The organism is Micropruina sonneratiae (genome assembly GCF_025972045.1).
GTDB classification, from domain to species: domain Bacteria; phylum Actinomycetota; class Actinomycetes; order Propionibacteriales; family Propionibacteriaceae; genus Micropruina; species Micropruina sonneratiae.
On record NZ_JAPDHX010000001.1, the window covers coordinates 752,011 to 778,132 of the forward strand.

General features: G+C 72.6%; 20 protein-coding genes and 1 pseudogene. 18 read left to right on the forward strand and 3 right to left on the reverse strand.

From position 1 onward, the window contains the following. Positions 1–226: 226 nt before the first annotated feature. From OIE40_RS03745 to OIE40_RS03765, 5 genes are all read left to right on the forward strand, one after another. A complete protein-coding gene (locus OIE40_RS03745; RefSeq protein WP_264700206.1) occupies positions 227–556 on the forward strand; it encodes a DUF6504 family protein in 330 nt (109 codons plus the stop codon). Then, positions 556–939 carry an SAV_6107 family HEPN domain-containing protein gene (locus tag OIE40_RS03750; RefSeq protein ID WP_264700208.1) on the forward strand — a complete coding sequence of 128 codons (384 nt, stop codon included), beginning with the start codon at positions 556–558 and terminating at the stop codon, positions 937–939. The genes OIE40_RS03745 and OIE40_RS03750 overlap by 1 nt, the downstream gene beginning before the upstream one ends. Next, positions 936–4,670: a DNA polymerase III subunit alpha gene (locus OIE40_RS03755; RefSeq protein WP_264700210.1), complete on the forward strand. Its 3,735-nt coding sequence runs from the start codon at positions 936–938 to the stop codon at positions 4,668–4,670. Before OIE40_RS03750 ends, OIE40_RS03755 begins: the two co-directional genes overlap by 4 nt. Further along, entirely contained in the window at positions 4,667–5,854 is a 1,188-nt protein-coding gene (gene dinB / locus OIE40_RS03760; RefSeq protein WP_264700212.1) for a DNA polymerase IV, read from the forward strand. The genes OIE40_RS03755 and dinB overlap by 4 nt, the downstream gene beginning before the upstream one ends. 148 nt (positions 5,855–6,002) lie before the next feature. Further along, on the forward strand, positions 6,003–6,374 hold the full coding sequence (locus OIE40_RS03765) for a DUF3040 domain-containing protein (protein WP_264700214.1): 372 nt from the start codon (positions 6,003–6,005) through the stop codon (positions 6,372–6,374). A 17-nt stretch (positions 6,375–6,391) separates the two neighbouring features. Here the strand turns inward: OIE40_RS03765 and OIE40_RS03770 are convergent, their stop codons facing one another. Genes OIE40_RS03770 through OIE40_RS03780 form a run of 3 tightly spaced genes read right to left on the reverse strand, consistent with a single transcriptional unit; the run spans position 6,392 to position 10,680 of the window. Beyond that, positions 6,392–8,533 (reverse strand): transglutaminase TgpA family protein, encoded by a 2,142-nt coding sequence (locus tag OIE40_RS03770; protein WP_264700216.1) that lies wholly within the window; start codon positions 8,531–8,533, stop codon positions 6,392–6,394. After that, positions 8,530–9,723: a DUF58 domain-containing protein gene (locus OIE40_RS03775; RefSeq protein ID WP_264700218.1), complete on the reverse strand. Its 1,194-nt coding sequence runs from the start codon at positions 9,721–9,723 to the stop codon at positions 8,530–8,532. Before OIE40_RS03775 ends, OIE40_RS03770 begins: the two co-directional genes overlap by 4 nt. A gap of 24 nt (positions 9,724–9,747) precedes the next feature. Further along, positions 9,748–10,680: an AAA family ATPase gene (locus OIE40_RS03780; RefSeq protein WP_413774462.1), complete on the reverse strand. Its 933-nt coding sequence runs from the start codon at positions 10,678–10,680 to the stop codon at positions 9,748–9,750. Positions 10,681–10,848: 168 nt separating this feature from the next. Between OIE40_RS03780 and mraZ the strand changes: the two genes are divergently transcribed. From mraZ to ftsZ, 13 genes and pseudogenes are all read left to right on the forward strand, one after another. Next, complete coding sequence (gene mraZ, locus OIE40_RS03785; protein ID WP_264700221.1) at positions 10,849–11,277, forward strand: division/cell wall cluster transcriptional repressor MraZ; 429 nt, start codon at positions 10,849–10,851, stop codon at positions 11,275–11,277. Positions 11,278–11,424: 147 nt separating this feature from the next. Beyond that, the gene (gene rsmH, locus OIE40_RS03790) at positions 11,425–12,390 is read left to right on the forward strand and encodes a 16S rRNA (cytosine(1402)-N(4))-methyltransferase RsmH (protein WP_264700222.1); all 966 of its coding nucleotides are present in this window, start codon (positions 11,425–11,427) and stop codon (positions 12,388–12,390) included. Further along, positions 12,387–13,052 carry a cell division protein FtsL gene (ftsL, locus tag OIE40_RS03795; RefSeq protein ID WP_264700224.1) on the forward strand — a complete coding sequence of 222 codons (666 nt, stop codon included), beginning with the start codon at positions 12,387–12,389 and terminating at the stop codon, positions 13,050–13,052. The genes rsmH and ftsL overlap by 4 nt, the downstream gene beginning before the upstream one ends. Beyond that, a complete protein-coding gene (locus tag OIE40_RS03800) occupies positions 13,049–14,878 on the forward strand; it encodes a peptidoglycan D,D-transpeptidase FtsI family protein (RefSeq protein ID WP_264700226.1) in 1,830 nt (609 codons plus the stop codon). Before ftsL ends, OIE40_RS03800 begins: the two co-directional genes overlap by 4 nt. 8 nt (positions 14,879–14,886) lie before the next feature. Beyond that, positions 14,887–16,380 (forward strand): UDP-N-acetylmuramoyl-L-alanyl-D-glutamate--2,6-diaminopimelate ligase, encoded by a 1,494-nt coding sequence (locus OIE40_RS03805; protein ID WP_264700227.1) that lies wholly within the window; start codon positions 14,887–14,889, stop codon positions 16,378–16,380. Beyond that, the gene (locus OIE40_RS03810) at positions 16,373–17,797 is read left to right on the forward strand and encodes a UDP-N-acetylmuramoyl-tripeptide--D-alanyl-D-alanine ligase (RefSeq protein WP_264700228.1); all 1,425 of its coding nucleotides are present in this window, start codon (positions 16,373–16,375) and stop codon (positions 17,795–17,797) included. The genes OIE40_RS03805 and OIE40_RS03810 overlap by 8 nt, the downstream gene beginning before the upstream one ends. Further along, positions 17,794–18,867 (forward strand): phospho-N-acetylmuramoyl-pentapeptide-transferase, encoded by a 1,074-nt coding sequence (gene mraY, locus OIE40_RS03815; RefSeq protein ID WP_264700229.1) that lies wholly within the window; start codon positions 17,794–17,796, stop codon positions 18,865–18,867. The genes OIE40_RS03810 and mraY overlap by 4 nt, the downstream gene beginning before the upstream one ends. Continuing rightward, the gene (gene murD / locus OIE40_RS03820) at positions 18,846–20,354 is read left to right on the forward strand and encodes a UDP-N-acetylmuramoyl-L-alanine--D-glutamate ligase (RefSeq protein WP_264700231.1); all 1,509 of its coding nucleotides are present in this window, start codon (positions 18,846–18,848) and stop codon (positions 20,352–20,354) included. Before mraY ends, murD begins: the two co-directional genes overlap by 22 nt. Positions 20,355–20,360: 6 nt before the next feature. After that, positions 20,361–21,623: a putative lipid II flippase FtsW gene (gene ftsW, locus OIE40_RS03825; RefSeq protein WP_264700233.1), complete on the forward strand. Its 1,263-nt coding sequence runs from the start codon at positions 20,361–20,363 to the stop codon at positions 21,621–21,623. 7 nt (positions 21,624–21,630) lie between these two features. Beyond that, positions 21,631–22,728 carry an undecaprenyldiphospho-muramoylpentapeptide beta-N-acetylglucosaminyltransferase gene (murG, locus tag OIE40_RS03830; RefSeq protein ID WP_264700235.1) on the forward strand — a complete coding sequence of 366 codons (1,098 nt, stop codon included), beginning with the start codon at positions 21,631–21,633 and terminating at the stop codon, positions 22,726–22,728. A gap of 1 nt (position 22,729) precedes the next feature. Then, entirely contained in the window at positions 22,730–24,133 is a 1,404-nt protein-coding gene (murC, locus tag OIE40_RS03835) for a UDP-N-acetylmuramate--L-alanine ligase (RefSeq protein ID WP_264700237.1), read from the forward strand. Continuing rightward, the gene (locus OIE40_RS03840) at positions 24,130–24,852 is read left to right on the forward strand and encodes a cell division protein FtsQ/DivIB (RefSeq protein WP_264700238.1); all 723 of its coding nucleotides are present in this window, start codon (positions 24,130–24,132) and stop codon (positions 24,850–24,852) included. Before murC ends, OIE40_RS03840 begins: the two co-directional genes overlap by 4 nt. A 187-nt stretch (positions 24,853–25,039) precedes the next feature. Further along, positions 25,040–26,021: pseudogene (gene ftsZ, locus OIE40_RS03845) on the forward strand (cell division protein FtsZ); the annotation flags it as partial. Positions 26,022–26,122 lie beyond the last annotated feature (101 nt).

Consider the following 26,122-nt stretch of genomic DNA (forward strand, 5'->3'; position numbering starts at 1 on the left):
AGCGCCAGGCCCGGGGCCGCGTCCCGGACGAAAACTGTCAGTGGCCCGCGACAGGGTTGACGTGTTGCCGGGATCGGGGGTTATCCTGGGAACACGTCGAACAGATGTTCGATATATGAGTCGGGGAAGGGCTCACAGCTCCCCGGTGCGGACGGATCTCGACCCCCGTCCGCACCGGGGTCGTCCATTCCCTGGCAGGTCCGAAGGCGAAACCGGGGGTCACAGCGTGCGCAGGTATGACGAGACGATCGAGGTCCGGCAGGGCCTGGTCGGCGACGACGAGGGACCGGCGGTTTTCCTGTGGCGGCACAAGGTGTGGAAGGTGACCGAGTTGCAGACCCGTTGGGTCGAGACGGCCGCCTGGTGGAACTCCGCCCAGGTGCGGGCGGCTCGTGGCGACGACACCCCCGGCGCCGAGGCCGACGACGACCTGCTCGGCGAGCAGGAGGTCTGGCGGGTGGTGGCCGCCGACGGCAGGCTGGGTGTTCCCGGGGTGTACGAGCTGGCCCGGTCGTGGGGCAGCGGGTCGTGGCGGCTGCGGGCGGCGGTCGACTGATGCCCGCCGAACTGACCGCCGCCGCGGCGGCGCTGGCCGAGGCCGAGCTGGCCGAGCAGCCCGCCCAGCGCTTCCTGCTGGCCCACCTGGCCGCGCTGCGGGTGGCGGCGGTGGTGCTGGCCTGCCGGGCGTCCGGACGCGGCTCGACCCGCCCCCGCGACGTCTGGCAGGTGCTCGCCGAGGTCGCCCCCGAGTACGCCGAATGGGCCGGCTTCTTCGCCTCGTCGGCGCTGAAGCGGCGGGCCGTCCAGGCCGGTGAGGGTGCGCTGGTCAGCGCCCGCGAGGCCGACGACCTGGTCCGCGACGCCGGCATCTTCCGCGACCGGGTGGCCCGCCGGCTGGCCCGGGGCACGACCGGCACGACCGGCACGGTCGCATCATGAGCGACCCGTTCGTGCACCTGCGAGTGGCGTCCGGCTATTCGCTGCGCTACGGCGCCTCGCAGCCGTCCGCCCTGGTCGACGCCGCCGCCGACGCCGAGATGGACACCCTGGCGCTCACCGACCGCGACGGCCTCTACGGTGCGGTGAAGTTCGCCCGCGCCTGCCTGCGCACCGGTATCGCACCGGTGATCGGCGTCGACCACAGCATGGCCGACGGTTCCCGGGCGGTCAGCCTGGCCACCTCGCGGCGCGGCTGGGCGTCGCTGTGCCGGCTCACCTCGCAGGTGCACCTGGCCGGCGAGCGGGGCAGGCCGCGCTGCACCCCCGAGGCGATCGCCGGCCACGACGACCTGGTGGTGATGCTGGGCGACGACTCCGACCTGGGCCGGGCGCTGGCCGCCGACGACAACGACGGCGCCGAGCGCAGCCTGCACCGCTGGCTGGACGCCGTCGACCGGCACCGGCTCGCCGTCGCGGTCACCAACCAGCACGTCGCCGGCCGCGGCGTCGGCTCGGCCGCGCTGGCCGGCCGGATGCTGGCCTTCGCCGACGCCCACGGCCTGACCGGCGTGCTCGCCAACGGCGTCCGGATGACCGGCAAGCACCTGGCACCCACCGTCGACGTGCTGGACGCCTCGCGCCGGCTGGTCCCGCTGGACGCCCGCAACGTCGACCGGCGCAACGCCGAGGGCTACCTGAAGAGCGGCAAGGAACTGTTGGCCGCCGCCGAGCAGGTCGCCGCCCTGGCCGGACGCCGCGACGCCGAGCGGCTGATCGGCGACACCCGGCTGCTCGCCACCCGGGCCAGGCTCGACCCGCGCGCCGACATCGGGCTGGGCGAGATCCACCTGCCCGAGTTCGACGTGCTCGACGTCCGCGGATCGGCGCCGGACGCGATGACCGCGCTGAAGCTGCGCTGCGAGGCCGGCGTCGCGGCCCGCTACGGCACCTCCACCCCCGCGGTCGAGGCCCGGCTGGCCGACGAACTGGCGGTGATCGAGGCCCTCGGCTTCGCCACCTACTTCCTCACCGTCGCCGAGGTGGTGGCGATGATCGGCCGGCTCGGCATCCGCTGCGCCGCCCGCGGCTCCGGCGCCGGGTCGCTGGTCAACTACCTGCTCGGCATCTCGGGCGTCGACCCGATCCGCTACGGGCTGCTGATGGAACGCTTCCTGTCGCCGCTGCGGCAGGTGCTGCCCGACATCGACATCGACGTCGAATCGGCCCGCCGCACCGAGATCTACGACGCGATCCTCGACGTGTTCGGCGGTGACCGGGTGGCGTGCGTGGCGATGATGGAGACCTACCGCGTCCGGCACGCGATCCGCGACGTCGGCGCGGCGCTCAGCCTGCCGCCGCGCGAGATCGACGCGATCGCCAAGGCGTTCCCGCACATCCGGGCCGCGGACGCCCGGGCCGCCCTGCGCGACCTGCCCGAGCTGCGCGCCGCCGGGCTGGGCGAGCGCCGGCTCGAGGTGCTGTTCCAACTGGTCGAATCGTTGGACGGGCTGCCCCGGCACGTGGCGCTGCACCCGTGCGGGGTGCTGCTGTCCGACACCACCCTGCTCGACCGCACCCCGGTCGAGGCCAGCTTCGGCGGCTTTCCGATGAGCCAGTTCGACAAGGACGACGTCGAAGATCTCGGTCTGCTCAAGCTCGACGTGCTGGGCATCCGGATGCAGTCGGCGATGGCGCACGCGATCGAGGAGATCCGCCGGGTCGAGGGCACCGAGGTCGACGTCGACGTCCTCGCCCCCTACGACGACCCCGACACCTACGACATGATCGGCAAGTCGGTCACCCTGGGCTGCTTCCAGATCGAGTCGCCCGGCCAGCGTGAACTGGTCGGCAAGTTCGGCCCGAGCGACTTCTCCGACATCATCATCGACATCTCGCTGTTCCGGCCCGGGCCGGTGAAGTCCGAGATGGTGGTTCCCTTCCTCGAGACCCGGCAGGGCTGGAGTCGGCCGCGCTACCTGCACCCCGACCTGGTGCCGGCGCTGGCCGAGACCGGCGGGGTGGTGGTGTTCCACGAGCAGGTCATCCAGATCATCGCGATCATGACCGGCTGCACCCTCGCCCAGGGCGACGAGGCCCGGCGGGCGCTGGGGCGTCCGGACACCCAGGCCGACGTGAAGCGCTGGTTCATGCCCACCGTGCTCGGCCGCGGGTACGACCGGACGGTCGCCGAGAAGGTGTGGTTCGTGCTCGAGTCGTTCGCCTCGTTCGGCTTCTGCAAGGCGCACGCAGCGGCGTTCGCGCTGCCCACCTACCAGTCGGCCTGGCTGAAGCGGCACTACCCGGCGCACTTCCTGGCCGGGGTGCTCACCCACGACCCGGGCATGTACCCCAAGCGGCTGATCCTGGAAGAGGCGCGGCGGTGCGGCATCGCGATCCTCGGGCTCGACGTGAACGTCAGCGACGAGGCGTACCGGGTCGAGAAGCTGACCGAGCTCTTCCCGGTTGCGTCCGGCGCCGCGGCGGATCCGCCGCCTCAGACGCACGGTTCGTTCTCGCCGGGGAACAGGACCTCTCACCGGCTCACCCCCGGCGACGGCCTGCCGGACGGTCGCGGCTACGGCATCCGGCTGTCCCTGGCCGACGTGAAGGGGATCACCGCCGCCGAGATCGCCCGGATCGTGGCGGGACGTCCGTACCATTCGCTGTCGGATTTCTGGCGGCGCACCGGCAATCCGTCCGACATCACCGAACGGCTGGCGCTGGCCGGCGCCTTCGACGCGCTGTACGGCATCGAGGCGCCCGGCGCGGTGCGCCGTCGCGGGGCCGTCACCCGCCGCGACCTGCTGCTGGCGGTCGCCGACCTGGAGCGGGCCGACCGTGCCCACGCCCGGGCGCACGGCCGGGCCCGCGGGCTCAAGCCGGCCCGTCGCGTCGAGGCCGGGGACGATCCGCTGGAGCGGGCCAGACGGCAGGCGCAGGGCGCCAGGCCGGTCGCCCCGCAGGAGATCCAGCTGCCGCTCGATTTCGGCGAGCCGGACGAGGCGGGTCCCGACGAGCTCGACCAGGTGCACCCCGACCGACTGCACCCCGACCGGCGCACCCCGGCCGACGTGGCGCCGACCGGTCTGGCCGAGCTGAGCGACGCCGAACGGCTCAGTGCCGAGTTGGAGATCATCGGCCTGGACGCCAGCCGGCACCTGCTCACCGACCACCTGCCGTTCCTGGACGCCCTCGGCGTCACCTTCGCCGCCGACCTGCTCAGCCGGCGCAGCCACGGCGAGGTGCTGATCGCCGGGGTGAAGGTGGCCACCCAGACCCCGCCGGTGCGGTCCGGCCGCCGGGTGGTTTTCCTCACCGTCGACGACTCCACCGGCCCGGCCGACGCCACCTTCTTCGAGGACGCCCAGGGGCCCTACGCGGCCACCGTGTTCAACTCCTGGCTGCTGCTGGTCCGTGGCGAACTGCGGCGCACCGGGCCGCGGGGGGTGTCGGTGCGGGCCACCGGTGCCTGGGACCTGACCGTGCTGCACAGCCTGTACAGCCAGGCCCTGGCCGAGACCGGCGAGACCGACGCCGCCCTGGGCCGCGTCCGCGAGGCGATGGCCGAGGTGCCCGACGGCTTCGGCGTGGGCGACGCCGACGGACGCCGCCGGGTGCTGGTGCACGCCAGCGGCTTCCAGCAGTCGCCCTACGCCGACGTCAAGCCGGCGGGGGAGAACATCACCTCGCGCAAGCTGTGGCACACCAGCCCGGGGAGTTCCGGCCGATGACGACCCCCCGGGTGATCATGCACATCGACATGGACGCCTTCTACGCTTCGGTCGAGCTGCGCCGGCGTCCGGAACTGGTCGGCACCCCGATGTTCGTCGGCGGCGCCGATCGCGGGGTGGTGCTGAGCGCCAACTACGAGGCCCGGGCCTTCGGCATCGCCGGAGGCATGCCGTCGGCGCGGGCGCGGCGACTGTGCCCGCACGCGGTCGCCGTGCCCGCCGACTTCGACACCTACGGCGAGGTGTCGGCCGGCATCGTCGCGGTGTTCGAGTCGGTCACCTCGCACGTCGAGAGCGCCTCGATCGACGAGGCCTACCTCGATGTCACCGGCAGCCTGCGCAGCTACGGCACGGCCCGCGAGCTGGGCGAGTACCTGCGGGCCGTGGTGGCCGACGAGCAGGGCATCACCTGCTCGGTGGGCATCGGGCCGACCAAGTTCGTCGCCAAGATCGCCTCCGGGCAGGCCAAGCCGGACGGCCTGGTCGAGGTGCTGCCCGGCGACGTCACCTCGTTTTTGCACCCGTTGCCGGTCGAGGCCATCTGGGGGGTCGGCGAAGCCACCGCCGGCAAGCTGCATCGGCTCGGCATCAGCTCGGTCGCAGAGCTGGCGCACACCCCGGCCGGCACCCTGCAGCGGGCCTTCGGGCCGCATCAGGGGGCGCTGTTGTCCGAACTCGCCTGGGGCCGGGACGCCCGCCGGGTGGTGGCCCGGCCGGGGGAGCGCGGGGTGGGCTGCCAGGAGACCTTCTCGCGCGACACCGATGACCCGGCGCTGGTCCGCGCCGAGTTGCTCCGGGTGGCCGGCACGGTCGCCTCCCGGATGCGCCAGTCCGGGGTGCTCGGCCGGGTGGTCACCCTGACCCTGCGGTTCGCCGACTTCCGCACCGTGTCGAAGTCGCTGACCCTGGCCAGCCCCACCGACGGCACCGACGAACTGCACGCCCAGGCGATGAGGCTGTACGCCAGGTTCGGGCTGGAGCGGCCACGCATCCGCCGGGTCGGCATCAGGGTCGAGGGCCTGGTGGACGCCGACCAGGCCTACTGCCAGCCCACCCTGGACGCCCCCGACCGCGGTTGGCGCGAGGCCGAGCTGGCGGTGGACGCCGTCCGCCGCAAGTTCGGTCCGCACTGCCTCGAGCGCGCGGTGCTGACCAGGCACGGCTACGCCCCGCGCCGGCCCTGATCCGCGTCCCGTTGCCGCCCGGTAACGGCCCTTGCCCGGCAACCCTCGACGGTGACTTCGCCGATCTGTTCCGTTTGGTCTGTCGCCCGCCTAGACTTGGTTCGCGCTCCAGCCTTGTGCGCCCCGTTGATAACGAAGGGAGGGTGGCATGGCTCTTTCCGAGGAGGAACAGCGACTCCTGACCCAGATGGAGGAGGCACTGGCAGCTGAGGATCCCAAGCTGGCCAGTACTCTGCGTGGCACCACAACCCGGCGGTTGCACCGTCGTCGAGCCGCCATCGCCGGAGTCGGTTTCCTGATCGGCATCGCCTGCCTCGTCGGAGGCATGCAGGTGAGCCCCGCCCTCAGCATCGTCGGATTCGTCATCATGCTGGCCGCCAGCGTCGTCGCGATCACCTCGTGGCGTCACGTCGGCGACGCCGCGGCGTCCAAGCCCTCAGTGCGTTCACCGCAAGGCGAAAAGGCCTTCATGGACAAGATGGAAGAGCGCTGGCGCCGTCGTCAGGACGAGGGCCAGTAACCCCCCGCGACACCGGTTCAGCCCTTCCACCACAACCCCCGCCACAGCGACCGCGGGAACAGCCGTCGCCACCACGGTGGCCGGCGAACCGCCTCGATGCCCGCCCGCACCCGCTCGACGTCGGCGCCCAGTTGCCCGACGTCGCCCAGCGACTCCGCGTACCGCGCGCGTTCCACCAGCACCGCCACCCGGCCCATCGCCGCCGCCGCGTCCGGGCCCAGGTCGTCGGCCACCCGGGTGCCGATCTGCCGAGGCGACCCCTGCGGCCACTCCGCCCCGGCGTCCCAGACCGTGTCGCGCACCTCCTCCCAGGCCGCGGCGACCGCCTGCCGCGGCTGTCGCACCACAAGTCGGCGGGTCCGTCGCAGCCGGCGCAGCAGCGCCGGGGTGACCCCGGCGGCGAGCGTGACCAGCAGCCCCGCCGCCGTCCAGCCCAGCCAGGTCAGGTCGGCCGCCACCGCCTCGGGCTCGGGCTCGTCGACGTTGGAGGTGGGCTCAGCGGTCGGCTCCTCGGTCTGCGCCGAGGGCGACGGGGTCGCGCTGGCGCTGGGCGTCGGTGCCTCCTCGGAGACCGGCAACGTGTAGGACGGTGGCGTGGCCACCCCCGGCGTCGGCTCGAAGGCGACCCAGCCCAGGGTGCCGAAGTACAGCTCCGGCCAGGCATGCATGTCGCGGATCGACACCTCCCAGCCGTCCCCGACCCGATCGCCCGGCAGGAACCCCACCGCGACCCGGGCCGGGATGCCGACCGCGCGGGCCAGCACCGCCATCGAGGTGGCGAACTGCTCGCAATAGCCGGTGCGGTCGTCGAACAGGAACCGGGTGAGCGCCTCGTAGCCCGAGCCCGGCGCCGGCTCGGTGCTGTAGCTGAACCGCGACGAGCGCAGCCACTGCTGAATCAGCAGCGCCTTCTGCCCGTCGGTGGCGGCGTCGGCGGTGATGTTCTGCGCCAGCTCACGGATCCGCTGCGGCAGGTCGTCGGGGACGGCCGCGGTGGTGGACCCGTCGACCGGATAGCCCGCGGCAGCGGCCCGCACCCGCTCACCGCTCGGCGTGGTGTCGATCACCGTCGCCTGGTAGCGCAGCGCGTTCGTGGCCTGCTTCTGGCCGGCCCCCGCCGCCAGCACACTCAGCGACTGCGGGTCGTGCCGCCACTGACCGGACGCCGTGAACGAGGCCGGCGCGTAGGGCAGCGGCAGCCACTCGCTGTTGAAGTCGCCGACCGTCACGTCGATCGAGTACCGCGGGCTGTCGGCCGGCGCTCCCTGGGGCGCCGGCAGGTTGCCCTCGAACAGGTCGATCGCGTTGAGGTGGAAGCCAGTGGCGTCGAAGGCGGGCAGCGAGGTGAGCCGCAGGTACACCCCGGTGCCGGTGCTGGTGGTGTAGTCGAGCACGGGCCGGTCCACGGGCATCTGCAGGTTGCGCCGCAGGTCGAGGCTCGGGTCGCCCATCTCGACCGGGCCCTGACCGCTGAACGGTGCGCCGCGCCCGGCGTCCAGCCCGGGGGTGAAGACGCCGGCCAGGCCGGCGACCAGCAGGCCCGACAGCAGCATGGCGCCGCCGCCCAGCAGCAGGCTCCAGCGTGAGCCGTCGGCGGCCTGGAAGCGCAGCGCGCGGTTGCGGTTGGCCGCCTCGGCGAGCAGCACTCCGACGTAACCGACGGCCAGCCACAGCAGCGGCCAGAAGGTCACCAGGGCGGGCAGGGCCAGCGCGGTGACGAGGTAGGGCACGGCCAGCGGCAGCAGCGTCCAGGCCGGATGGCCGTAGCCGACGGCGAGCTGGTCGGCCAGGAAGGCGAGCACCCCGATCGCAGCCACCGCGATCAGCCGGACGCCGGTGTTGGGCCCCATCGGCGCACTGGACAGCACCGTCCAGCGCAGCGCGTCCTGGACCAGGCCGGGCAACTGGCCCGGGCCGCTGACCCCGGACGCCGCACCGAGCACCGTCAGCGCGGCCAAGCCGGCGCCGGCCTGGAGCAGCCGGGCCGCCACGCCCGCACCGGCGACCCGCCGGGCGATGATGCCGGCCCCGCCGACGACGGCGATCAGCAGCAGCGAGTCGGAGAACAGCCGGCCGTCCTCGGTGATCGGCCCGAGGCCGGTCAGTGTCAGCGCGGTCGCCAGCATCACCGCCAGCCCCATCCGGTCGGTGTCCCTCACAGCGGCTCACCGTCCAGGGCGGACCAGGCCTCGGGGATGCGCAGCGACAGCGCATCGCCGACGACCCGCCAGCCGTTGGCGATCAGGATCTCGGCCGGGTCGGACTCGCCGGGATCGGCCGGGTGCAGCACGATCGCCCGGCACAGCCGCCCCTCGGGCCGCAGGTCGGTCAGGGCCACTGCGTCCGCCCGGGAGAGCCGGCCGAGGATCGCCACCAGCAGCTGGCCCCGGGCCCGCGAGCCGGTCGCCCCCGAGCGTTCCAGGCCGTCGCCGCCGGTCAGCCGGCTGTCGGTCAGGTGATCGAGCAGTGCCTCGCGCACGGTGTCGCCCTCGGCGGCCAGGGTGTGACCGTCGGCGTCGGCGAGATCGAGGTCGTAGCCGGCCTCCAGCAGGTGCACGCCGATGGACGCCGCCGCCGACACCGCCCACTCGAAGCTGGCGGCCGGACCGACGCCGGTGTGCGCAGCGCTGCGGTTGTCCAGCAGCACCAGCGCGCTGGGCTCCCAGGCGTGCTCCTCACGACGCACCATCAGCGTGCCGGTGTGGGCGGTGGAGGGCCAGTGGATGCGCCGCACCTCGTCGCGCGGCCGGTACTCGCGGATCAGGGCGTCGTCCGCGCCGAGCAGGCTGCTGCGGCGGTGGGCGGCGTCGCCGGTCAGGCCCGCCCCGGAGCCACGCAGCCGTTCGTCCAGCGGGTGGATCGCGGGGGTCACGGTGAGCAGGTCGCTGTGCGGCAACCGACGGTGGACGCCGGCGAGGCCGAGCGGGTCGGTGGTGCGCCAGTGGATCGGGCCGACCCGGTAGCGCCCGCGGACCACGGTGTCGAGCTGGTAGAAGTGCCTGCTGTGCAGCCGCCCCCAGCCCGAGGGCACGGCCAGCACGGCGCTGCCGTCGAGGTGGGCCGGCACGGTCTCCTCCACCACACTCCACGCCCCCAGCCCGACGCTGTCGCGGAGCAGGTCGAGTTGCACCCGCACCTGCGAGCCGGCGGGGACCCGTTCGGGCAGCAGCCGGCGGTGGGCCGCTGGGCGGCGCCCGGACAGCCAGGCCACGACGGCGCCGGCGACGACCAGTCCGAGCAGCAGGCCGCCGGGCCAGGCCAGCGCCTGCAGCCCGGTGGTGCCGGCCACGATCAGCAGCGCGACCGCGACCGTCGCCAGGCCAAGTCCCCGGGACGTCAGCCGGAGCATCGCCGGCCCCTGCCAGGCACCGGGTCAGTCCCGGTCCGGGATGGCGACGCTGTCGACCGCCGCCCGCACCACCTCGTCCGCCCCGCGACGAGCGAGCTGCGCGGCGGGGCTGAGCAGGATGCGGTGCGCCAGGGCCGGCACCGCCAGGGCCTGGATGTCGTCGGGGATCACGTAGTGCCTCCCCTCGAGCACTGCTCTGGCCTGACAAGCGCGGAGCAGTTGCAGGCCGGCCCGCGGCGATGCGCCGAGCCGGACGTCGGGGCTGCGCCGGGTGGCCTCGAGCACGGCCACCAGGTAGTCCTTGATCGCCCGGTGCGCATAGATCGAGCGGGCCGAGGCGGTGAGCGCGGCGACCGTCGCGACGTCGGTGACGGGGCGCAGCTCGGCGAGCGGGTCGCCGGCGCCGTGGTGGTCGAGCATCGCCACCTCGGCCGCGCGCACCGGATAGCCCATCGAGATCCGCAGGGTGAACCGGTCGCGCTGCGCCTCGGGAAGCGGGTAGGTGCCCTCCATCTCGATGGGGTTCTGGGTGGCGACCACCAGGAAGGGGTCGGGCAGCGGGTGGGTGACGCCGTCGACGGTGACCTGGCGCTCCTCCATCGCCTCGAGCAGGGCCGACTGGGTCTTGGGTGAGGCCCGGTTGATCTCGTCGCCGATCACCACGTTGGCGAAGACGCCGCCCGGCTTGAACTCGAACTCGCGCCGCTCGCCGTTGAAGATCGAGACGCCGGTGATGTCGCTGGGCAACAGGTCCGGGGTGAACTGGATGCGCTGGGCGGTGCCGTCGATCGAGCGGGCCAGCGCCTTCGCCAGCATCGTCTTCCCGACGCCCGGCACGTCCTCGATCAGCAGGTGCCCCGACGAGAACAGCGCCACCAGCGCCAGGTCGACGGCCTCGGGCTTTCCTTCGATCACCGTCTCGACGCCGGCGCGGATGTCCTCGGCGACGGCGCGCAGGTCGTCGACCTCGCTGCCCGCGCTGCGCTCCACGGTCCCCCCTCGTCGTCGGTTGCAGCAACCCTACCGGGCGGTGCTGGCAAGAACAGGGGTGATGAGGGGTGCCTCGGTGGAGGAAAGTGGAGTACAGTGGCGCTAAGTGGAGGACGAGTCGAAGGGGGGTCCCCGGTGTTCCTGGGCACCCACACCCCGAAGCTCGACGACAAGGGCCGCTTCTTCCTGCCCGCGAAGTTCCGAGAGGAGCTGACCGGGGGCCTGGTCATCACCCGGCAGCCTGACCGCTGCCTGGCGATCTTCACCCCGGCCGCCTACCAGGCGACCGCCGACAAGTTGATCGCGGGGTCGACGAGCCTGGCGAAGGTGCGCTCGGTCCAGCGCATGTTCGCCTCCGGCGCGGAGTCCTCCACCCCGGACAGCCAGGGTCGGATCACGGTTCCCGAGCATCTCCGCAACTACGCGGGGCTGCAGCGGGAGATCGTCGTGATCGGCGCGCTGGACCGGATCGAGGTCTGGGACGCCGAGACCTGGAACTCGTACGCGGACGCCAACGAGGAGGCCTACGCAGAGATGGACGAAGAGGTATTCGGCGCGGGGTGACCCGCACCGCGAAGCAACCGCCGCGTGCGGTGCGGCTTCAATCCGAGGGGCTCCGCCCCCTGGCGCACCTTCCCCGGTGCCAGGCGGCTCCCACGGATTGAAACCACAACGCACGCGACGCAGCCAGACGGGCTGGAAGGGGTCGAGATGGACGGGCAGGCCGCAGCGCACGTGCCGGTGATGCGTGACCGCATCGTCGAGCTGCTGAGCGTGCCGCTGCAGGCCCCCGGCGCCGGCTACGTCGACTGCACCCTTGGCCTGGGCGGCCATGCCGAGGCGATCCTCACCGCCTGCCCGCAAGCCACCCTGATCGGCATCGATCGCGACCGGCACGCGCTGGACGCCGCCGCCCGGCGGCTGGAGCGCTTCGGCGACCGGGTGGCGCTGTTCCAGGCCCGCTACGACGAGTTGCCCGAGGTGCTGGCCGAGGTCGGCCGGCCCCGTGTCCAGGCGATCCTGGCCGACCTCGGCCTGTCCTCGATGCAGATCGACACCACCGACCGCGGCTTCGCCTACCGCACCGACGCCCCGCTGGACATGCGGATGGACGACACCCAACTGCTGACCGCGGCGGAGCTGCTGAACACGGCGACGGCGTCCGAGCTGGCCACGATCCTGCGCCGTTTCGGCGAGGAACGGTTCGCCGACCGGATCGCCCGGCTGATCGTCGCCGAACGGACCGTCGAACCGTTCAGCGGGTCGGCCCGGCTGGTGCGGGTGATCGAGAGCGCCCTGCCGGCCGCCGCCCGGCACGCCGGCGGCGGCCATCCGGCCAAGCGGACCTTCCAGGCCCTGCGGATCGCCGTCAACGACGAACTGGTCGCGCTGGCCGGACTGCTGCCGGCAGCCATCGACGCCCTCGCCGGCGGCGGGCGGCTCGCCGTCCTGGCGTACCACTCCGGCGAGGACCGGCTCGTCAAGAACGCGTTGCGCGACGCAGCCACCGACCGCGCCCCCCGCGGGCTGCCGGCGGTGCCGGAGCAGCTGCGGGCCCGGCTGGTGCTGCTCACCCGGGGCGCCGAGCGTCCCACCCCCGACGAAGTACAGAGCAATCCGCGGGCCGCCTCGGCGAGGCTGCGCGCGGGCGAACGGATCGACGAGGTGGCCGCATGACAGCACTCCAGACCCCCAGGCGCTCGCCGCAGCAGCCCAAACGGCGAGAGTCGTTGCGTGAGGTGCCGCCGGTGAACCGGCGGATCGCCGGGGTGCCCTTCGTGCTCGGCCTGGGGGTGCTGCTCGCGATCGGAATGCTGGGACTGCTGCTGCTCAACACGGCCCTGCAGGAGCAGGCGTTCGCGGTGCGAGACCAGCAGAAGCAGGCCGACCTGCTCGGCTACCGGGTCTCCTCGCTCGAGTCGGAGGTGACCGAGGCACGCTCCAGCAGCCGGCTGGCGATCGAGGCGACGAAGCTGGGCATGGTGCCGAACCCCTATCCGGTCTACCTGTCGTTGCCCGCCGGCACCGTGATCGGCGACCCGACCACGATGACCGGCAACGAGGTGCCCGGCATCCGTTACCGCACCCCCGAGCAGCTGGAGAAGATCGCCAAGGCCCGTGAGAAGGCCGCCGCCAAGGCGGCCGCCGAGGCCAAGGCGAAGGCGAAGGCGGCCAGGGAGGCGAGGGCCGAGGCCGCCGCCGAGGCCAAGGCCAAGGCCGAGGCGGCCAAGAAGAAGGCCGCCGCGGCGAAGAAGAAGGCCGAGGAGTCGCGCACGAAGGCCGACGCGGCCAAGAAACAGGCCGAGCAGGACAAGAAGAAGAACGGGGAGCGCGGATGACGGCGAAGTCCAACGGCTCGCGGCGGCTTTCGAGACTGAGCCGGGCCAGGTTGCCGCTGGCTTCGCCGATCCGCCGGATGCGGGTGCTGCTGATCGCCATCGCGGTGGTGTTCTCGCTGTGCGCCGGACGCGCGCTGCAGGTTCAGGCCCTCGACGCCCGGACCTACGCCACCGAGGCCGCCGAGCAGATGCAGCAGACGGTCGACCTGCCGGCCCTGCGCGGCGACATTACCGACCGCTACGGCGACGTGCTGGCCTACACCGAGGCCACGGTGAACGTGATCGCCGACCCGATGACGGTCACCACCAACGGCAAGATGCACGTCGAGTCGATGACCACCAGGGACAAGGAGATCGCCGCCACTGCGCCGCAGAAGATCGCCGACATCCTGGTGCGGTACCTGGGCGGCAACCCGGAGGACTACCTGCCCCGGCTGACCAAAGCGGGCAGCTACCACCAGGTGATCCGCAAGGAGGTGCCGGCCGAGACGTTCGTCCAGATCCAGAACGAGATGACCGCGCAGGGCCTGATCGGGCTGCGGCGCGACGTCGCGCCCACCCGGCGCTACCCCAACGGTTCGCTCGCCTCGAACCTGATCGGCTGGGTGAACGAGGAGGGTGACGCCGCCGGCGGGCTGGAACTGTCCCTGGAGAAGCTGCTCAAGGGCACCGACGGCAAGGAGGTCTACGACTCCTCGCCCAACGGCAAGATCCCGCTCGGCAACAACGTGCTGATCCCCGCCCAGAACGGCCACGACTTCAGCCTCACCATCGACTCGACGATGCAGTTGATGGCCGAGCAGCGGGTGGCCACGGCGATCGCCGAGACCGGGGCCCAGGCGGCCGCGGTCATCGTCCAGGACGTCAAGACCGGTCAGGTGCTGGCGATGGCCAACGCCCCGTCCTTCGACAGCAACGATCCCGGCAAGGGCAATCTCGACGACATGGGCAACCGGGCCGTGATGAACGTCTACGAACCCGGCTCGGTGCAGAAGATCCTCACCTTCGCCGCCCTGATCGACTCGGGCACCGTCGACCCCGACGACAAGGTGAAGGTCCCCGGCTTCATCAAGCAGGACCAGTACAAGATCACCGACTGGTGGAACCACGGCACGATCACGCTGCGGGCGCGCGGCATCTTCGCCGAGTCGTCCAACGTGGGCACCATCGTGCTGGCCCGGAAGATGACCAAGGAGCAGCTGCACGCCTACTACTCCTCGTTCGGGCTGGGCCGGCGGACCAACGTCGGCATCGGTGGCGAGGCCACCGGCTACCTGCCCAAGGTGACCATGCCCGACTACACCCGCGACGGCATCGCCTTCGGCACCAGCCTGTCGGTCACCGCGCTGCAGAACGCCACCGCGGTCTCGGCGATCGTCAACGGCGGCGTCTACCACGCACCCTCGCTGATCGCCACCATGGACGGCAAGGCGTTCACCCCGTCCGGCCAGGACGCCACCCCGCACCGCGTCGTGTCGGAGGAGACCTCCGAGCAGGTCCGCTCGCTGATGGAGCAGCAGGCGCTGAACCAGAAGAGCGCGTCGTTCTCCATCGACGGGTACCGGATCGGCACCAAGACCGGCACCGCACGGCAGATCAGCGCCGATTGCGGTTGCTACAACGGCGAGTCGGTGGTGTCGACGGTCGGCGTCGCGCCGATCGACGACCCGCAGGTGCTGGTGTACGCGGTGGTGTGGAACCCGAAGAAGGGTGCCTCCGGCTCCACCGTCGCCGCGCCGATCATGCACGACGTGCTGCAGGTGGCGCTGCCTCGCTACGCCGTCGCCGCATCGACCACCAAGGGCACCAAGCTCCCGCTGAAGTAGGGTGAGGCATGGCTGAGCACACCGTCCGGCTGTCCGACCTCGGTGCGGCGGAGATCAGCGTCACGGGGGTCGCCCTCGACTCCCGCCAGGTGCGGGCCGGCGAGTTGTACGCCGCCCTGCCGGGGCAACACACGCACGGCGCCCGGTTCGCGGGCCAGGCCCTCGCGCGGGGTGCCGTGGCGGTGCTCACCGACGAGGAGGGCCGGCAACTGGTGCCCCCCGGCGTGCCGGTCATCGTGGTCGACGACCCCCGGGCCGCGCTGGCGTGGGTGGCCGCCGCCGCCAACGGTGAACCGGCCACCTCGATGCGGATGTTCGGGGTGACCGGCACCGCCGGCAAGACCAGCACCGTCTTCCTGCTGGACGCCGCGCTCGGCGCGCTGGGCGAGACTGTCGGCACGCTGGGCACGATCGGGTTCCGGCTCGGCGGGCGCCCGATCGAGCGCGACCGCAGCACGATCACCACCCCCGAGGCCCCCGACCTGCAGGAACTGCTCGCGCAGCTGCGGGACGCCGGCGCCACCAGCGTGGCGATGGAGGTGTCCTCGCACGCCCTGGCGCTGCGGCGGGTCGGCGGCATCACCTTCGACGTGGCCGGCTTCACCAACCTGGGCCGCGACCACCTCGACTTCCACCACGACCTCGAGGACTACTTCGCGGCCAAGAGCGAGCTGTTCCTGGACGGCCGGTCCCGCGCCTGTGTGGTCAACGTCGACGGCGAGTGGGGGGGCAGGCTGGCCGGACTGATCGGCGCCGAGGGCACCCCGCTGCTGACCGTCGGAACCGTGGGAGACGCGGCTGCCGACTTCCGCCTGTTGGCGTCCACCTCACGGGCGAGCGGCAGCGAGGTGCGTGCCGCCACCCCGGTCGGCGAGTTGAGCTTCACGGTCGGCCTGCCCGGTTCGTTCAACGCGGCCAACGCCCTGCTCGCCGCGGCGATGGTGCACGCCGCCGGGCTGGACGTCGAGCGCGCCGTCACCGGCTTCGCCACCGCCGCGGTGCCGGGCCGAATGCAGCCGGTCGCGCTGGGGAAGGGCGCGCCGCACGCCGTGGTCGACTTCGCCCACACGCCCGAGTCGGTCGCGGCCGCGCTGGCGGCCCTGCCGCAGCCCCGGATCGCGGTGCTCGGCGCGGGCGGCGACCGGGACCCGAGCAAACGGGGGCCGATGGGCGCCGCCGCCGCGGCCAACGCCGAGGTGGTGGTGGTCACCGACGACAACCCGCGCTCCGAACCTCCCGCCGCGATCAGGGCCGCCGTACTGGAGGGGGCGCGGGCCCAGGGCTCGGCCGAGGTGCTCGACGGCGGCGACCGCCGGTCCGCGATCGGGCTCGCGCTGGGCCGCGCGGGTGCGGACACCTGGGTGGCGGTGCTGGGCAAGGGACACGAGACGGGACAGGATGTGGGCGGCGTCATCAGCCCGTTCGAGGACGTGCAGGTGATCGCCGAGGAGTGGCGCAGACTGCGTGGGCTCGATCCTGGGGGGAGTGCGACCGGTGCGTGAACACACCATCCGGCAGGTGGCGGCGCTGGCGGGCGCCACCGGCGGCGACAGCGACGATCCGGCCGGCCCGGACGTGGTGGTCGATTCGCGGCTGGCCACGCCCGGCTCGGTGTTCGTGGCGTTGCCCGGCGAACGGGTCGACGGCCACGACTACCTGGCCGCCGCGGCCCAACGGGGAGCGGTGGCGGCGCTGTGCCTGCGGGCCACCGATGCGCCGCTGGCCCACCTGCTGGTGCCGGACGCCGTGGCCGCCCTGAGCGCGTTGGCCCGCGGGGTGGTCGCCGAAGCGAAGGCGTCCGGCCTGGAGTGCGTGGGGATCACCGGCTCGTCGGGCAAGACCAGCACCAAGGACCTGCTCGGCCAGGTGCTGGCGGCGCAGGCCCCGACGGTCAGCCCGAAGGGGTCGTTCAACAACGAGATCGGCGTGCCGCTGACGGCGCTGCGGATCGATGCCGGCACCCGTTACCTGGTCAGCGAGTTCGGGGCCCGGGGCGGCGGGCACATCACCTGGCTGAGTGGCATCGTGCCGCCCGACGTGGGCGTCGTGCTCAACGTGGGCCACGCCCACCTGGGCGAGTTCGGCTCGGTGGCGGGCATCGCGCAGGCCAAGGGCGAGCTGGTCGAGGCCGTGCCGGCAACAGGCTGGGCGGTGCTCAACGCCGACGATCCGCTGGTGCTGGGCATGGCGCCGCGGACCACCGCGCGGCTGGCGACCTTCGCGGCGTCCGGCCGGCCGGGACCGGGCGAGCTGCGGGTGTGGGCCGAGTCCGTCACCGCCGACGAGCTGCAGCGGCACTCGTTCGTGCTGCGCAGCGCCGGCGCGGTCGAGGCGGCCGAGCCGGTCAGTTTGCAGGGCGCCGGCTCCCACCAGGTCGCCAACGCGCTGGCCGCCGCGACCGCCGCGCTGGCCCTCGGCCTGCCACCCGCGGTGGTGGCCGGGGCGCTCACCGGTGCGGTGGCCCAGTCCCAGTGGCGGATGCAGCTGATGCCGCGCCCCGACGGCGTCCTGGTGGTCAACGACAGCTACAACGCGAACCCCGATTCGATGCGGGCCGCGCTGACCACCGTGGCCGGCATGCGGCGTCCGGGTGGGCGCGTGGTGGCGGTCCTCGGCGACATGCTCGAACTCGGGCCGGACGCGGCGGCCGAGCACCGCGAGCTGGGTCGCCTGGCCGCAGGGCTCGGGTTCGTCGTGGTCGCCATCGGCGACTTCGCCGAGGCGATCGCCGAGGGCGTTCGGATGGCCTCCGGCAGCGTCCGGGTGGTCGCCGATCGGGACGCGGCGGTTGCGGTGGCGGGGGCCGATCTGGAAGCGTCCGATGTTGTGGTGGTGAAGGCATCGCGCGGGCTCGCGCTGGAGGTGGTCGCCGACGCGTTGGCGTCGGGTCCGGACGCCGGGGCGGGTGAACGCCGATGAGGACCATCCTGCTGGGCGGCGGCCTGGCCCTGGTGGGGACCCTGTTCGGCACCCGCTTCGCGATCAAGGTACTGGTCAAGAACGGTTACGGGCAGTTCATCCGCGACGACGGCCCGACGGCCCATCACACCAAGCGCGGCACCCCGACGATGGGCGGCATCGTCATCATCGGGGCCGTCATCTTCGGCTACACGCTGGCCCACCTGATCACCTGGTCCCCGCCCACGGCGTCCGGGATCCTGGTGCTGTACCTGGTCGCCGGGCTCGGCCTGGTCGGCTTCGCCGACGACTGGACGAAGATCTCCAAGGCGCGCTCGCTCGGCCTGACCAGCTGGGCGAAGCTGGCCGGGCAGGGCGCGGTCGCAGTCTCGTTCAGCATCCTCGCCTTCCAGTTCCCCAACGCCCAGGGTCTGACCCCGGCCAGCCCCGCCATCTCGTTCCTGCGCGACATCCACTGGCTGCAGTTGCCGATCTGGCTCGCGGTGCTCTGGCTGGTGCTGCTGATCGCCTCGTGGTCGAACGCGGCCAACCTGGCCGACGGGCTGGACGGCCTCGCCACCGGCGCCGCCACGATGGTGTTCGCCGCCTACGCGGTGGTGAACCTGTGGCAGAGCAACCAGTCCTGTTCGACGTCGTCGACCGCCGGCCCGCAGTGCTACTGGGTGCGCGACCCCAGTGATCTCGCGGTGGTGTCGCTGGCCCTGGCGGGGGCCTGTTTCGGCTTCCTGTGGTGGAACGCCAGCCCGGCCAAGATCTTCATGGGCGACACCGGTTCGCTGGCCATCGGTGGCGGCTTCGCCGCGCTGTCCATCTTCACCCGCACCGAACTGCTGATGCTGATCATCGCCGGTCTGTTCCTGGTGATCACGCTGTCGGTGGTGCTGCAGGTCGGCTGGTTCAAGCTCACCAAGGGCAAGCGCCTGTTCAAGATGGCCCCGCTGCAGCACCATTTCGAGCTGCTCGGCTGGGCCGAGATCACCATCGTGATCAGGTTCTGGATCTTCTGCGGGCTGTGCGTTGCGCTCGGGCTTGGCATCTTTTACGGCGAATGGACGGTGGGGTTGCCGTGATCGACTGGCTGCCGGAGGCCACGCGGCTGTCGCCGTGGCCCCGGGCCACGGTGGTGGTGGCCGGGCTGGCGGCGTCCGGTTACGCGGCGGCCGACGGGCTGCTCGAACTGGGCGCCCGGGTCGTGGTGCTCGACGAGGCCGACACGCCGGCCAACCGCGAGAAGGCCACCATCCTGGAGACACTGGACGCCACCGTCCGGCTCGGCGCCGGGGTCACGGCCACGCTGCCGCCCGAGGCCGACCTGCTGGTGGTGTCGCCGGGCTGGCGGCCCACCGCGCCGCTGCTCGCCCAGGCGCGTCGCCGCGGGGTGCCGATCTGGGGTGAGGTCGAACTGGCCTGGCGGATGATGCAACCCGACCGGGTGGTGCCCTGGCTGGCCGTCACCGGCACCAACGGCAAGACGACCACGGTGAACATGCTCGAGGCGATGCTGGTCTCGGCCGGGTTGACCACCACGGCGGTCGGCAACGTCGGTCGTCCGATCGTCGAGGCGGTGCTGGACGAGGTGGCCTACGACGTGCTGGCCGTCGAACTCTCCAGCTTCCAGCTGCACGCCACCAACTCGCTGGCCCTGCATTCGGCGGCGGTGCTCAACCTGCACCCCGACCACCTGGAGTGGTACGCCGACCCGTCGTCGTGGGACAGCGACGCCCCCGACGCGATGGCCGCCTACGCCCGCGACAAGGCCCTGATCTTCGAGCGGGTGACCCACAGCTGCGTGTACAACGTCGCCGACGAGGCCACCCTGCACATGGTCGAGGACGCCGAGGTGACCGAGGGTGCCCGCGCCATCGGCTTCACCCTCGGCATTCCCGCGGTCGGCCAGCTCGGTGTCGTCGACGACCTCCTGGTCGACCGGGCGTTCGTGCCGCAGCGCCGCGATTCGGCACTCGAGCTGGCGAAGCTGTCGGACGTGCGGCCCTACGCCCCGCACAACGTCGAGAACGCGTTGGCCGCCGCCGCGCTGGCCCGGTCGTTCGGGGTGCCGGCCACCGCCGTGCGCGACGGGCTGCGGCACCTCGAGCTGGGTGACCACCGGATCCAGACCGTGGCGCAGGGTGACGGTGTGCGTTGGGTCGACGACTCCAAGGCGACGAATCCGCACGCCGCCGCATCCTCGCTGCGCGCCTTCGACTCGATCGTGTGGATCGCGGGCGGGCAGGCCAAGGGCACCACCTTCGACGAGTTGGTCGAGACCTACGCCGGCAAGCTCCGTGCGGCGGTGCTGCTGGGTGTCGACCGGGCGGTGATCGCCGATGCACTCGCCCGACACGCGCCCCAGATCCCCGTGACGGTGATCGATTCCCCCGACACTGGAGCGATGGCGCAGGCGGTCACGGCCGCACACGCCTACGCCCGGCCGGGCGACGTGGTGCTGTTGGCACCGGGTTGCGCCAGCCGGGACATGTTCACCGGGTACGACGCCCGGGGTGCCGCATTCGCCCGGGCCGCCCGGGAGATCACCGGAGCCGAGGAGAAGGGCTGAGACACCGTGGCGATCCTTTCTTCCCCGCTGGATCGTAGGCAGGCGACGAAAGGTGCGACACGGCGTCCCCGGGCCACCCTGATCGCGGACGCGCTGGCCCACCCGCGCGCCAGCTTCTACCTGGTCCTGGTGCCGACGGTGCTGCTGTTGGCGCTGGGCATGATGATGGTCCTGTCGGCCTCCAGCGTGCTGGGCAGCGTCCGGTTCGACGACGCCTACTACTTCGTCAAGCGGCAGGTGTTCTTCCTGGCCGTCGGCGGCGTCGCGGCGCTGCTGCTCTCCCGCTTCAGTCCGAAGTCGTTGAAGATCCTCGGCTGGGTCCTGGTGCTGGCCGCCCTGGGGCTGCAGATCCTGACCTTCACCCCGCTGGGCTGGGGCGAGGCGAAGGGGAACCGCAACTGGGTGCAGTTCGGCACGTCGTTCTTCCGCGTCCAGCCCTCCGAGCTGGCGAAGCTGGCGATCATCGTCTGGGGCGCCGACCTGCTGGCCCGCAAGCAGAAGTTGCTCGACCAGCCCAAGCATCTGCTGGTGCCGTTCGTGCCGGTCTCGGCACTGCTGATCGGCCTGGTCGTGCTGCAGCACGACCTGGGCACCGGCATGATCATGGGCGCCATCGTCGTGACGATGCTGTGGTACGTGGGCGCGTCCTGGAAGCTGCTGGCCGGCATCGGTCTGTCGGTGGTGGTCGCGGTGATCGGCCTGGTGGTCAGCTCGGGCAACCGGATGGACCGGATCGCGGGGTTCTTCAACTCCGACCACGACACCATGGGCGTCAACATGCAGCCGCTGCGCGGCATCTTCGCGCTCGCCTCCGGCGGCTGGTGGGGGCTCGGTCTGGGCGCCTCCCGGCAGAAGTGGGGGTCGCTGGCCGAGGCGCACACCGACTACGTGCTGGCGATCGTCGGTGAGGAACTCGGGCTGGTCGGCACCGTGGTCGTGCTGTCGCTGTTCCTGGTGCTGGGCTATGCCGGCTTCCGCATCGCACTGCGCTCCGACTTCGCCTTCTGCCGCTACTTGTCGGCCGGCATCACCTCCTGGCTGATGATCCAGGCGCTGGTGAACATCATGGTGGTGCTGAGGCTGATCCCGGTGCTGGGCGTCACCCTGCCGTTGTTGTCCTACGGCGGATCGGGACTGATGGCGAACCTGGCGGCCATCGGCATGCTGCTGGCCTGCGCCAAGCTCGAGCCGGACGCCCGTAGGCTGGCCCAACGCAGCAAGCGCAAGGGCGGGAAGGCCGTGACCGTGGTCGAGTCCCGCCGCGCCTAGGAGGACCATGGCTCACGTCGTGCTGGCCGGTGGCGGCACCGCCGGGCACACTTCCCCCCTGATCGCCACCGCCGAACGCATCGCCGAGGCCGACCCGTCCGGCACCCTGGCGGCGGTCGGCACCGCCCGGGGGCTCGAGACCACCGTCGTCCCGGCCGCCGGGCTCCGGCTGGAACTCATCCCTCCGGTGCCGCTGCCCCGTTCGCTCACCCCGGAACTGCTGGCCGTGCCCTGGCGGCTGGTCCAGTCGGTGCGGCAGGCGCGCCGCATCCTGCGCCAGGAGGCTGCGGACGTCGCCGTCGGGTTCGGCGGCTACGTGTCGCTGCCGGTGTACCTGGCGGCGCGCAGCCTGGGCATACCGGTCGTCATCCACGAGCAGAACGCCCTGCCCGGGCTGGCCAACAAGGTCGCCGCCCGGTTCGCGAAGCTGGTGGCGGTGTCGTTCCCGGACACGCCGCTGGCCGGCGCGGAGTACTTCGGGCTGCCGGTGCGCCGCGGCATCGCCGAACTCGACGTCGACGGGCGACGCGCCGCCGCGCGGACCGGGTTCGGCCTCGACGCCGATCGGCCCACCCTGCTGGTCTCGGGCGGCTCCCAGGGTGCGTTGAGCATCAACACGGCCACGCTGGGCGCCCGCGCGGCGCTGCTGGCGGCCGGCATCCAGATCCTGCACGTGCTCGGGCCGAAGAACATCACCGAAACCGACGTGGTGGTCACCGACGACACCACCGGCGCCCGCTACGTGCCGGTCGGTTACGTCGAGGCGATGGAGGACGCCTACGCGGCCGCAGACGCGATGGTGGGGCGCTCGGGTGCGGGCACCGTGATGGAGACCGCCACCGTCGGCCTGCCGGTGATCTTCGTGCCGCTGCCGCACGGCAACGGCGAACAGGCTCGCAACGCCACCTTCCTGGTCGCCGGCGGGGCCGGCGTCCTCGTCGACAACGCCGACTTCGGCGCCGACCGGATGCGCAGCGAGGTGCTCGCCCTGTTCGACGACCCCGAACGGCTGCCGGCGATGCGGGCCGCGGGCCGGGCTCTGGTGCCGCCGGACGCCGCCGGCCGATTGGCGGCGCGCGTGCTGCAGATCGCGGAGCGGTCCTGAGATGGCGCTCGTCGAGCCCGTCCCGCTGGTCGAGGTGGACGCCCTGGGCGGCGTCCACTTCATCGCGGTGGGTGGAGCCGGGATGAGCGGCATCGCCGCCGCGTACGTCGCGCGCGGCGTCGCCGTCAGCGGCAGCGACCAGGCCGACTCCGGGAACCTGCGGCAGCTGGCCGCCGAGGGGATCGCCGTGCACGTCGGCCACGACCCGGCCCAGCTCGGCACGGCGGGCACCGTGGTGGTGTCCTCCGCGGTTCGCGAGACCAACGTCGAGCTTGCCGAGGCGCGGCGCCGGGGCCTGCGGGTGTGGCATCGCAGTGCCGCGCTGGGGGCGCTGATGCTGGGCCGGCGCGGGGTGGCGATCAGCGGCACCCACGGCAAGACCACCACCACCGGGATGACCGCCGAGGTGCTCACCGCGGTCGGCGCCGACCCGTCCTACGTGATCGGCTCACCGTTGGCGAGCACCGGGCACAGCTCGCACCTGGGCGCGGGGGAGGCGTTCGTCGTCGAGGCGGACGAGTCCGACGGCTCGTTCCTGCAGTACCCCGCCGAGGTGGTGGCGATCACCAACATCGAGGCCGACCACCTGGACAACTGGGGCACCGCCGAGGCGTACTTCGACGGCTTCGCCGCCCTGGTGCGGCAACCGGGGGTGCGCACCGTGGTGCTGTCCGCCGACGACCCGGGCACCCGGGCGCTGCGTGGGCACGCCGAGGGCGACGGACGCCGGGTGGTCACCTTCGGCGAATCCCCGGACGCCGAGGTGCGGCTCACCGACCTGGTGGTCGACGTGCCCGGCGCCTCGGCAACCCTGCACGCGCCCGGCGACACCGGCGCGCTGCGACTGGCCGTGCCGGGCCGGTACAACCTGCACAACGCCGCCGCCGCGTACGCGATCGGCCGGGCGCTGGGCCTGGACGGCGCGCAGCTGCGGGCCGCGGCGCTGCGGTTCCACGGCACCCACCGCCGGTTCAGCTTCGTCGGCGAGCTGGGCGGTGCCCGGCTCTACGACGACTACGCCCACCACCCGACGGAGGTGCGGGCTCTGCTGGCCGCGGCCCGGCCGCTGGCCGGGGCGGGTCGCCTGGTGGCGTGCTTCCAGCCGCACCTGTTCAGCCGGACCCGCGACTTCGCGGTCGAGTTCGGCGCCGCCCTGGCCGCCGCCGACGAGGTGATCGTGCTCGACGTGTATCCCGCCCGCGAGGACCCGATCCCGGGTGTGACCGGCGCCCTGGTCGCCGACGCGGCCCGGGCGGCGGGGGCCGCGTCGGTGCACTACGTCGCCGACAGGGCGGACGCCCCGCGCGTCCTGGCCGGACTGCTCCGCCCCGGCGACCTCGCGCTGACCATCGGCGCCGGTGACGTCACCGCCGTCGGTCCGGCCGCGCTGGAGGTGACGCGATGACGGCGACCGGCGTCCGTGATGCCACCGGACGGATCGACCTGCGACGCCGGCAGGGCCGGCGCCGGCGTGGGCTGCTGGCGCTGCTGTTCGCCGGGGTGATTGCGCTGATCGGCGGCCTGGGTTGGCTGGTGCTGGGCTCCGACGTGCTCGGCGTGAAGGCCGTCGAGGTGCAGGGCAGCACGCTGGTGTCGGCCGACCGGGTCCGCGAACTCGCCGCCGTGCCGGCGGGCGTCCCGCTGGCCACCCTCGACCTGGACGCCGTGGCCGAGCGGGTGGCCGGCCTGCCGTCGGTCGAGCGGGTCAGCGTGGCCCGGCAGTGGCCCAACACGGTCGGCATCACGATCACCGAGCGCACCGCCCTGATCGCTGTCGAGACCCCGGGCGGCTACTGGCTGGCCGACGCTTCGGGCGTGGTCTTCGACTCGGCCACGAAGCCGCCCAAGGGGCTGGTGGTGGCCCGGGTGGCGTCCGGCGACCAGCGGCTGATCCGCGACCTGGGCACCGTCACCGGGGCACTCCCGGCGGCCCTGCGCGCGAAGGTCCAGCGGGCCGCCGCGCAGAGCGCCGACGACATCACCCTCACGCTCAGCGGAGGTGCGACGGTGGTCTGGGGCGGGGCCGAGCAGTCGGAGCTGAAGGCCCAGGTGCTGGCGGTGCTGATGAAGACCGAGGCCCGTGTCTACGACGTGTCGGCGCCGTCCCATCCGACCACCCGGTGAGGGCTCCCGGACAACCCTGAAGTAGTACTTGAGGGACGCGCCGAGGGGAGTGGCCGCGTTGGACGCGAGTGTTCGCCGCTGCGTAGCCTGTCATTCGACGTGAGTGAGTTGCCTTCCCCGTGGTCTACACCGCAACTTGAGACTTGTTGTCGGCAACAGCAGAAGCGCTATTGAGGTGGGAATCTTCGTGGGCAGTGCATCCCAGAATTACCTGGCGGTCATCAAGGTCGTCGGCGTCGGCGGTGGCGGGGTCAACGCCGTCAACCGGATGATCGAATCGGGTCTGCGGGGCGTCGAGTTCATCGCCGTCAACACCGACGCCCAGGCGTTGCTGATGAGCGACGCCGATGTCAAGCTCGACATCGGCCGCGACCTGACCCGCGGGCTCGGCGCCGGTGCCGACCCCGACAAGGGCCGGCAGGCCGCCGAAGACCACTCCGACGAGATCGAAGAGGTGCTCAAAGGCGCCGACATGGTCTTCGTCACCGCCGGCGAGGGCGGCGGCACCGGCACCGGCGGCGCGCCGGTGGTGGCCCGCATCGCCCGCTCGCTGGGCGCGCTGACCATCGGCGTGGTGACCCGCCCGTTCAGCTTCGAGGGCAAGCGCCGGGCCACCCAGGCCGAGAACGGCATCGCGGGCCTGCGCGAAGAGGTCGACACCCTGATCGTCATCCCCAACGACAAGCTGCTGGAGATGACCGACCACCAGGTGGCGATCCTGGACGCCTTCAAGCAGGCCGACCAGGTGCTCATGCAGGGCGTGTCCGGCATCACCGACCTGATCACCACCCCGGGCTTGATCAACCTCGACTTCGCCGACGTGAAGGCCGTGATGAGCAACGCCGGTTCGGCGCTGATGGGCATCGGCTCGGCCCGCGGCGAGGACCGCGCCCGGGCGGCGGCCGAGATGGCGGTCAGCTCGCCGTTGCTCGAGGCCAGCATCGAGGGCGCGCACGGCGTGCTGCTCTCTATCGCCGGTGGCTCCGACCTGGGCCTGTTCGAGGTCTCGGCGGCCGCCAACCTGATCGAGGAGGCGGCCCATGAGGACGCCAACATCATCTTCGGCACGGTGATCGACGACGCCCTGGGCGACGAGGTCCGGGTCACCGTGATCGCCGCCGGCTTCGACGGCGGCCAGCCGCCGCGGCGCCAGCCCGGGATCACCCGGGCGCCCGACCTGCGGCAGTCCCGGCCGACCGGGCCCGCGCCGGCCGGACGGCCCGATCCGGCGCCGGGCCAGCCCGCTCAGCAGCAGCCGGCCGCACCGGCC

What these genes read in the sequence shown, in the direction of transcription:
- OIE40_RS03750 (WP_264700208.1), top strand. Translation starts at nt 556, where the DNA reads ATGCCCGCCGAACTGACCGCCGCCGCGGCGGCGCTGGCCGAGGCCGAG.
- OIE40_RS03755 (WP_264700210.1), top strand. Translation starts at nt 936, where the DNA reads ATGAGCGACCCGTTCGTGCACCTGCGAGTGGCGTCCGGCTATTCGCTG.
- dinB (WP_264700212.1), top strand. Translation starts at nt 4,667, where the DNA reads ATGACGACCCCCCGGGTGATCATGCACATCGACATGGACGCCTTCTAC.
- OIE40_RS03765 (WP_264700214.1), top strand. Translation starts at nt 6,003, where the DNA reads ATGGCTCTTTCCGAGGAGGAACAGCGACTCCTGACCCAGATGGAGGAG.
- OIE40_RS03775 (WP_264700218.1), bottom strand. Translation starts at nt 9,723, where the DNA reads ATGCTCCGGCTGACGTCCCGGGGACTTGGCCTGGCGACGGTCGCGGTC.
- rsmH (WP_264700222.1), top strand. Translation starts at nt 11,425, where the DNA reads ATGGACGGGCAGGCCGCAGCGCACGTGCCGGTGATGCGTGACCGCATC.
- ftsL (WP_264700224.1), top strand. Translation starts at nt 12,387, where the DNA reads ATGACAGCACTCCAGACCCCCAGGCGCTCGCCGCAGCAGCCCAAACGG.
- OIE40_RS03800 (WP_264700226.1), top strand. Translation starts at nt 13,049, where the DNA reads ATGACGGCGAAGTCCAACGGCTCGCGGCGGCTTTCGAGACTGAGCCGG.
- OIE40_RS03805 (WP_264700227.1), top strand. Translation starts at nt 14,887, where the DNA reads ATGGCTGAGCACACCGTCCGGCTGTCCGACCTCGGTGCGGCGGAGATC.
- mraY (WP_264700229.1), top strand. Translation starts at nt 17,794, where the DNA reads ATGAGGACCATCCTGCTGGGCGGCGGCCTGGCCCTGGTGGGGACCCTG.
- murD (WP_264700231.1), top strand. Translation starts at nt 18,846, where the DNA reads ATGGACGGTGGGGTTGCCGTGATCGACTGGCTGCCGGAGGCCACGCGG.
- murG (WP_264700235.1), top strand. Translation starts at nt 21,631, where the DNA reads ATGGCTCACGTCGTGCTGGCCGGTGGCGGCACCGCCGGGCACACTTCC.
- murC (WP_264700237.1), top strand. Translation starts at nt 22,730, where the DNA reads ATGGCGCTCGTCGAGCCCGTCCCGCTGGTCGAGGTGGACGCCCTGGGC.
- OIE40_RS03840 (WP_264700238.1), top strand. Translation starts at nt 24,130, where the DNA reads ATGACGGCGACCGGCGTCCGTGATGCCACCGGACGGATCGACCTGCGA.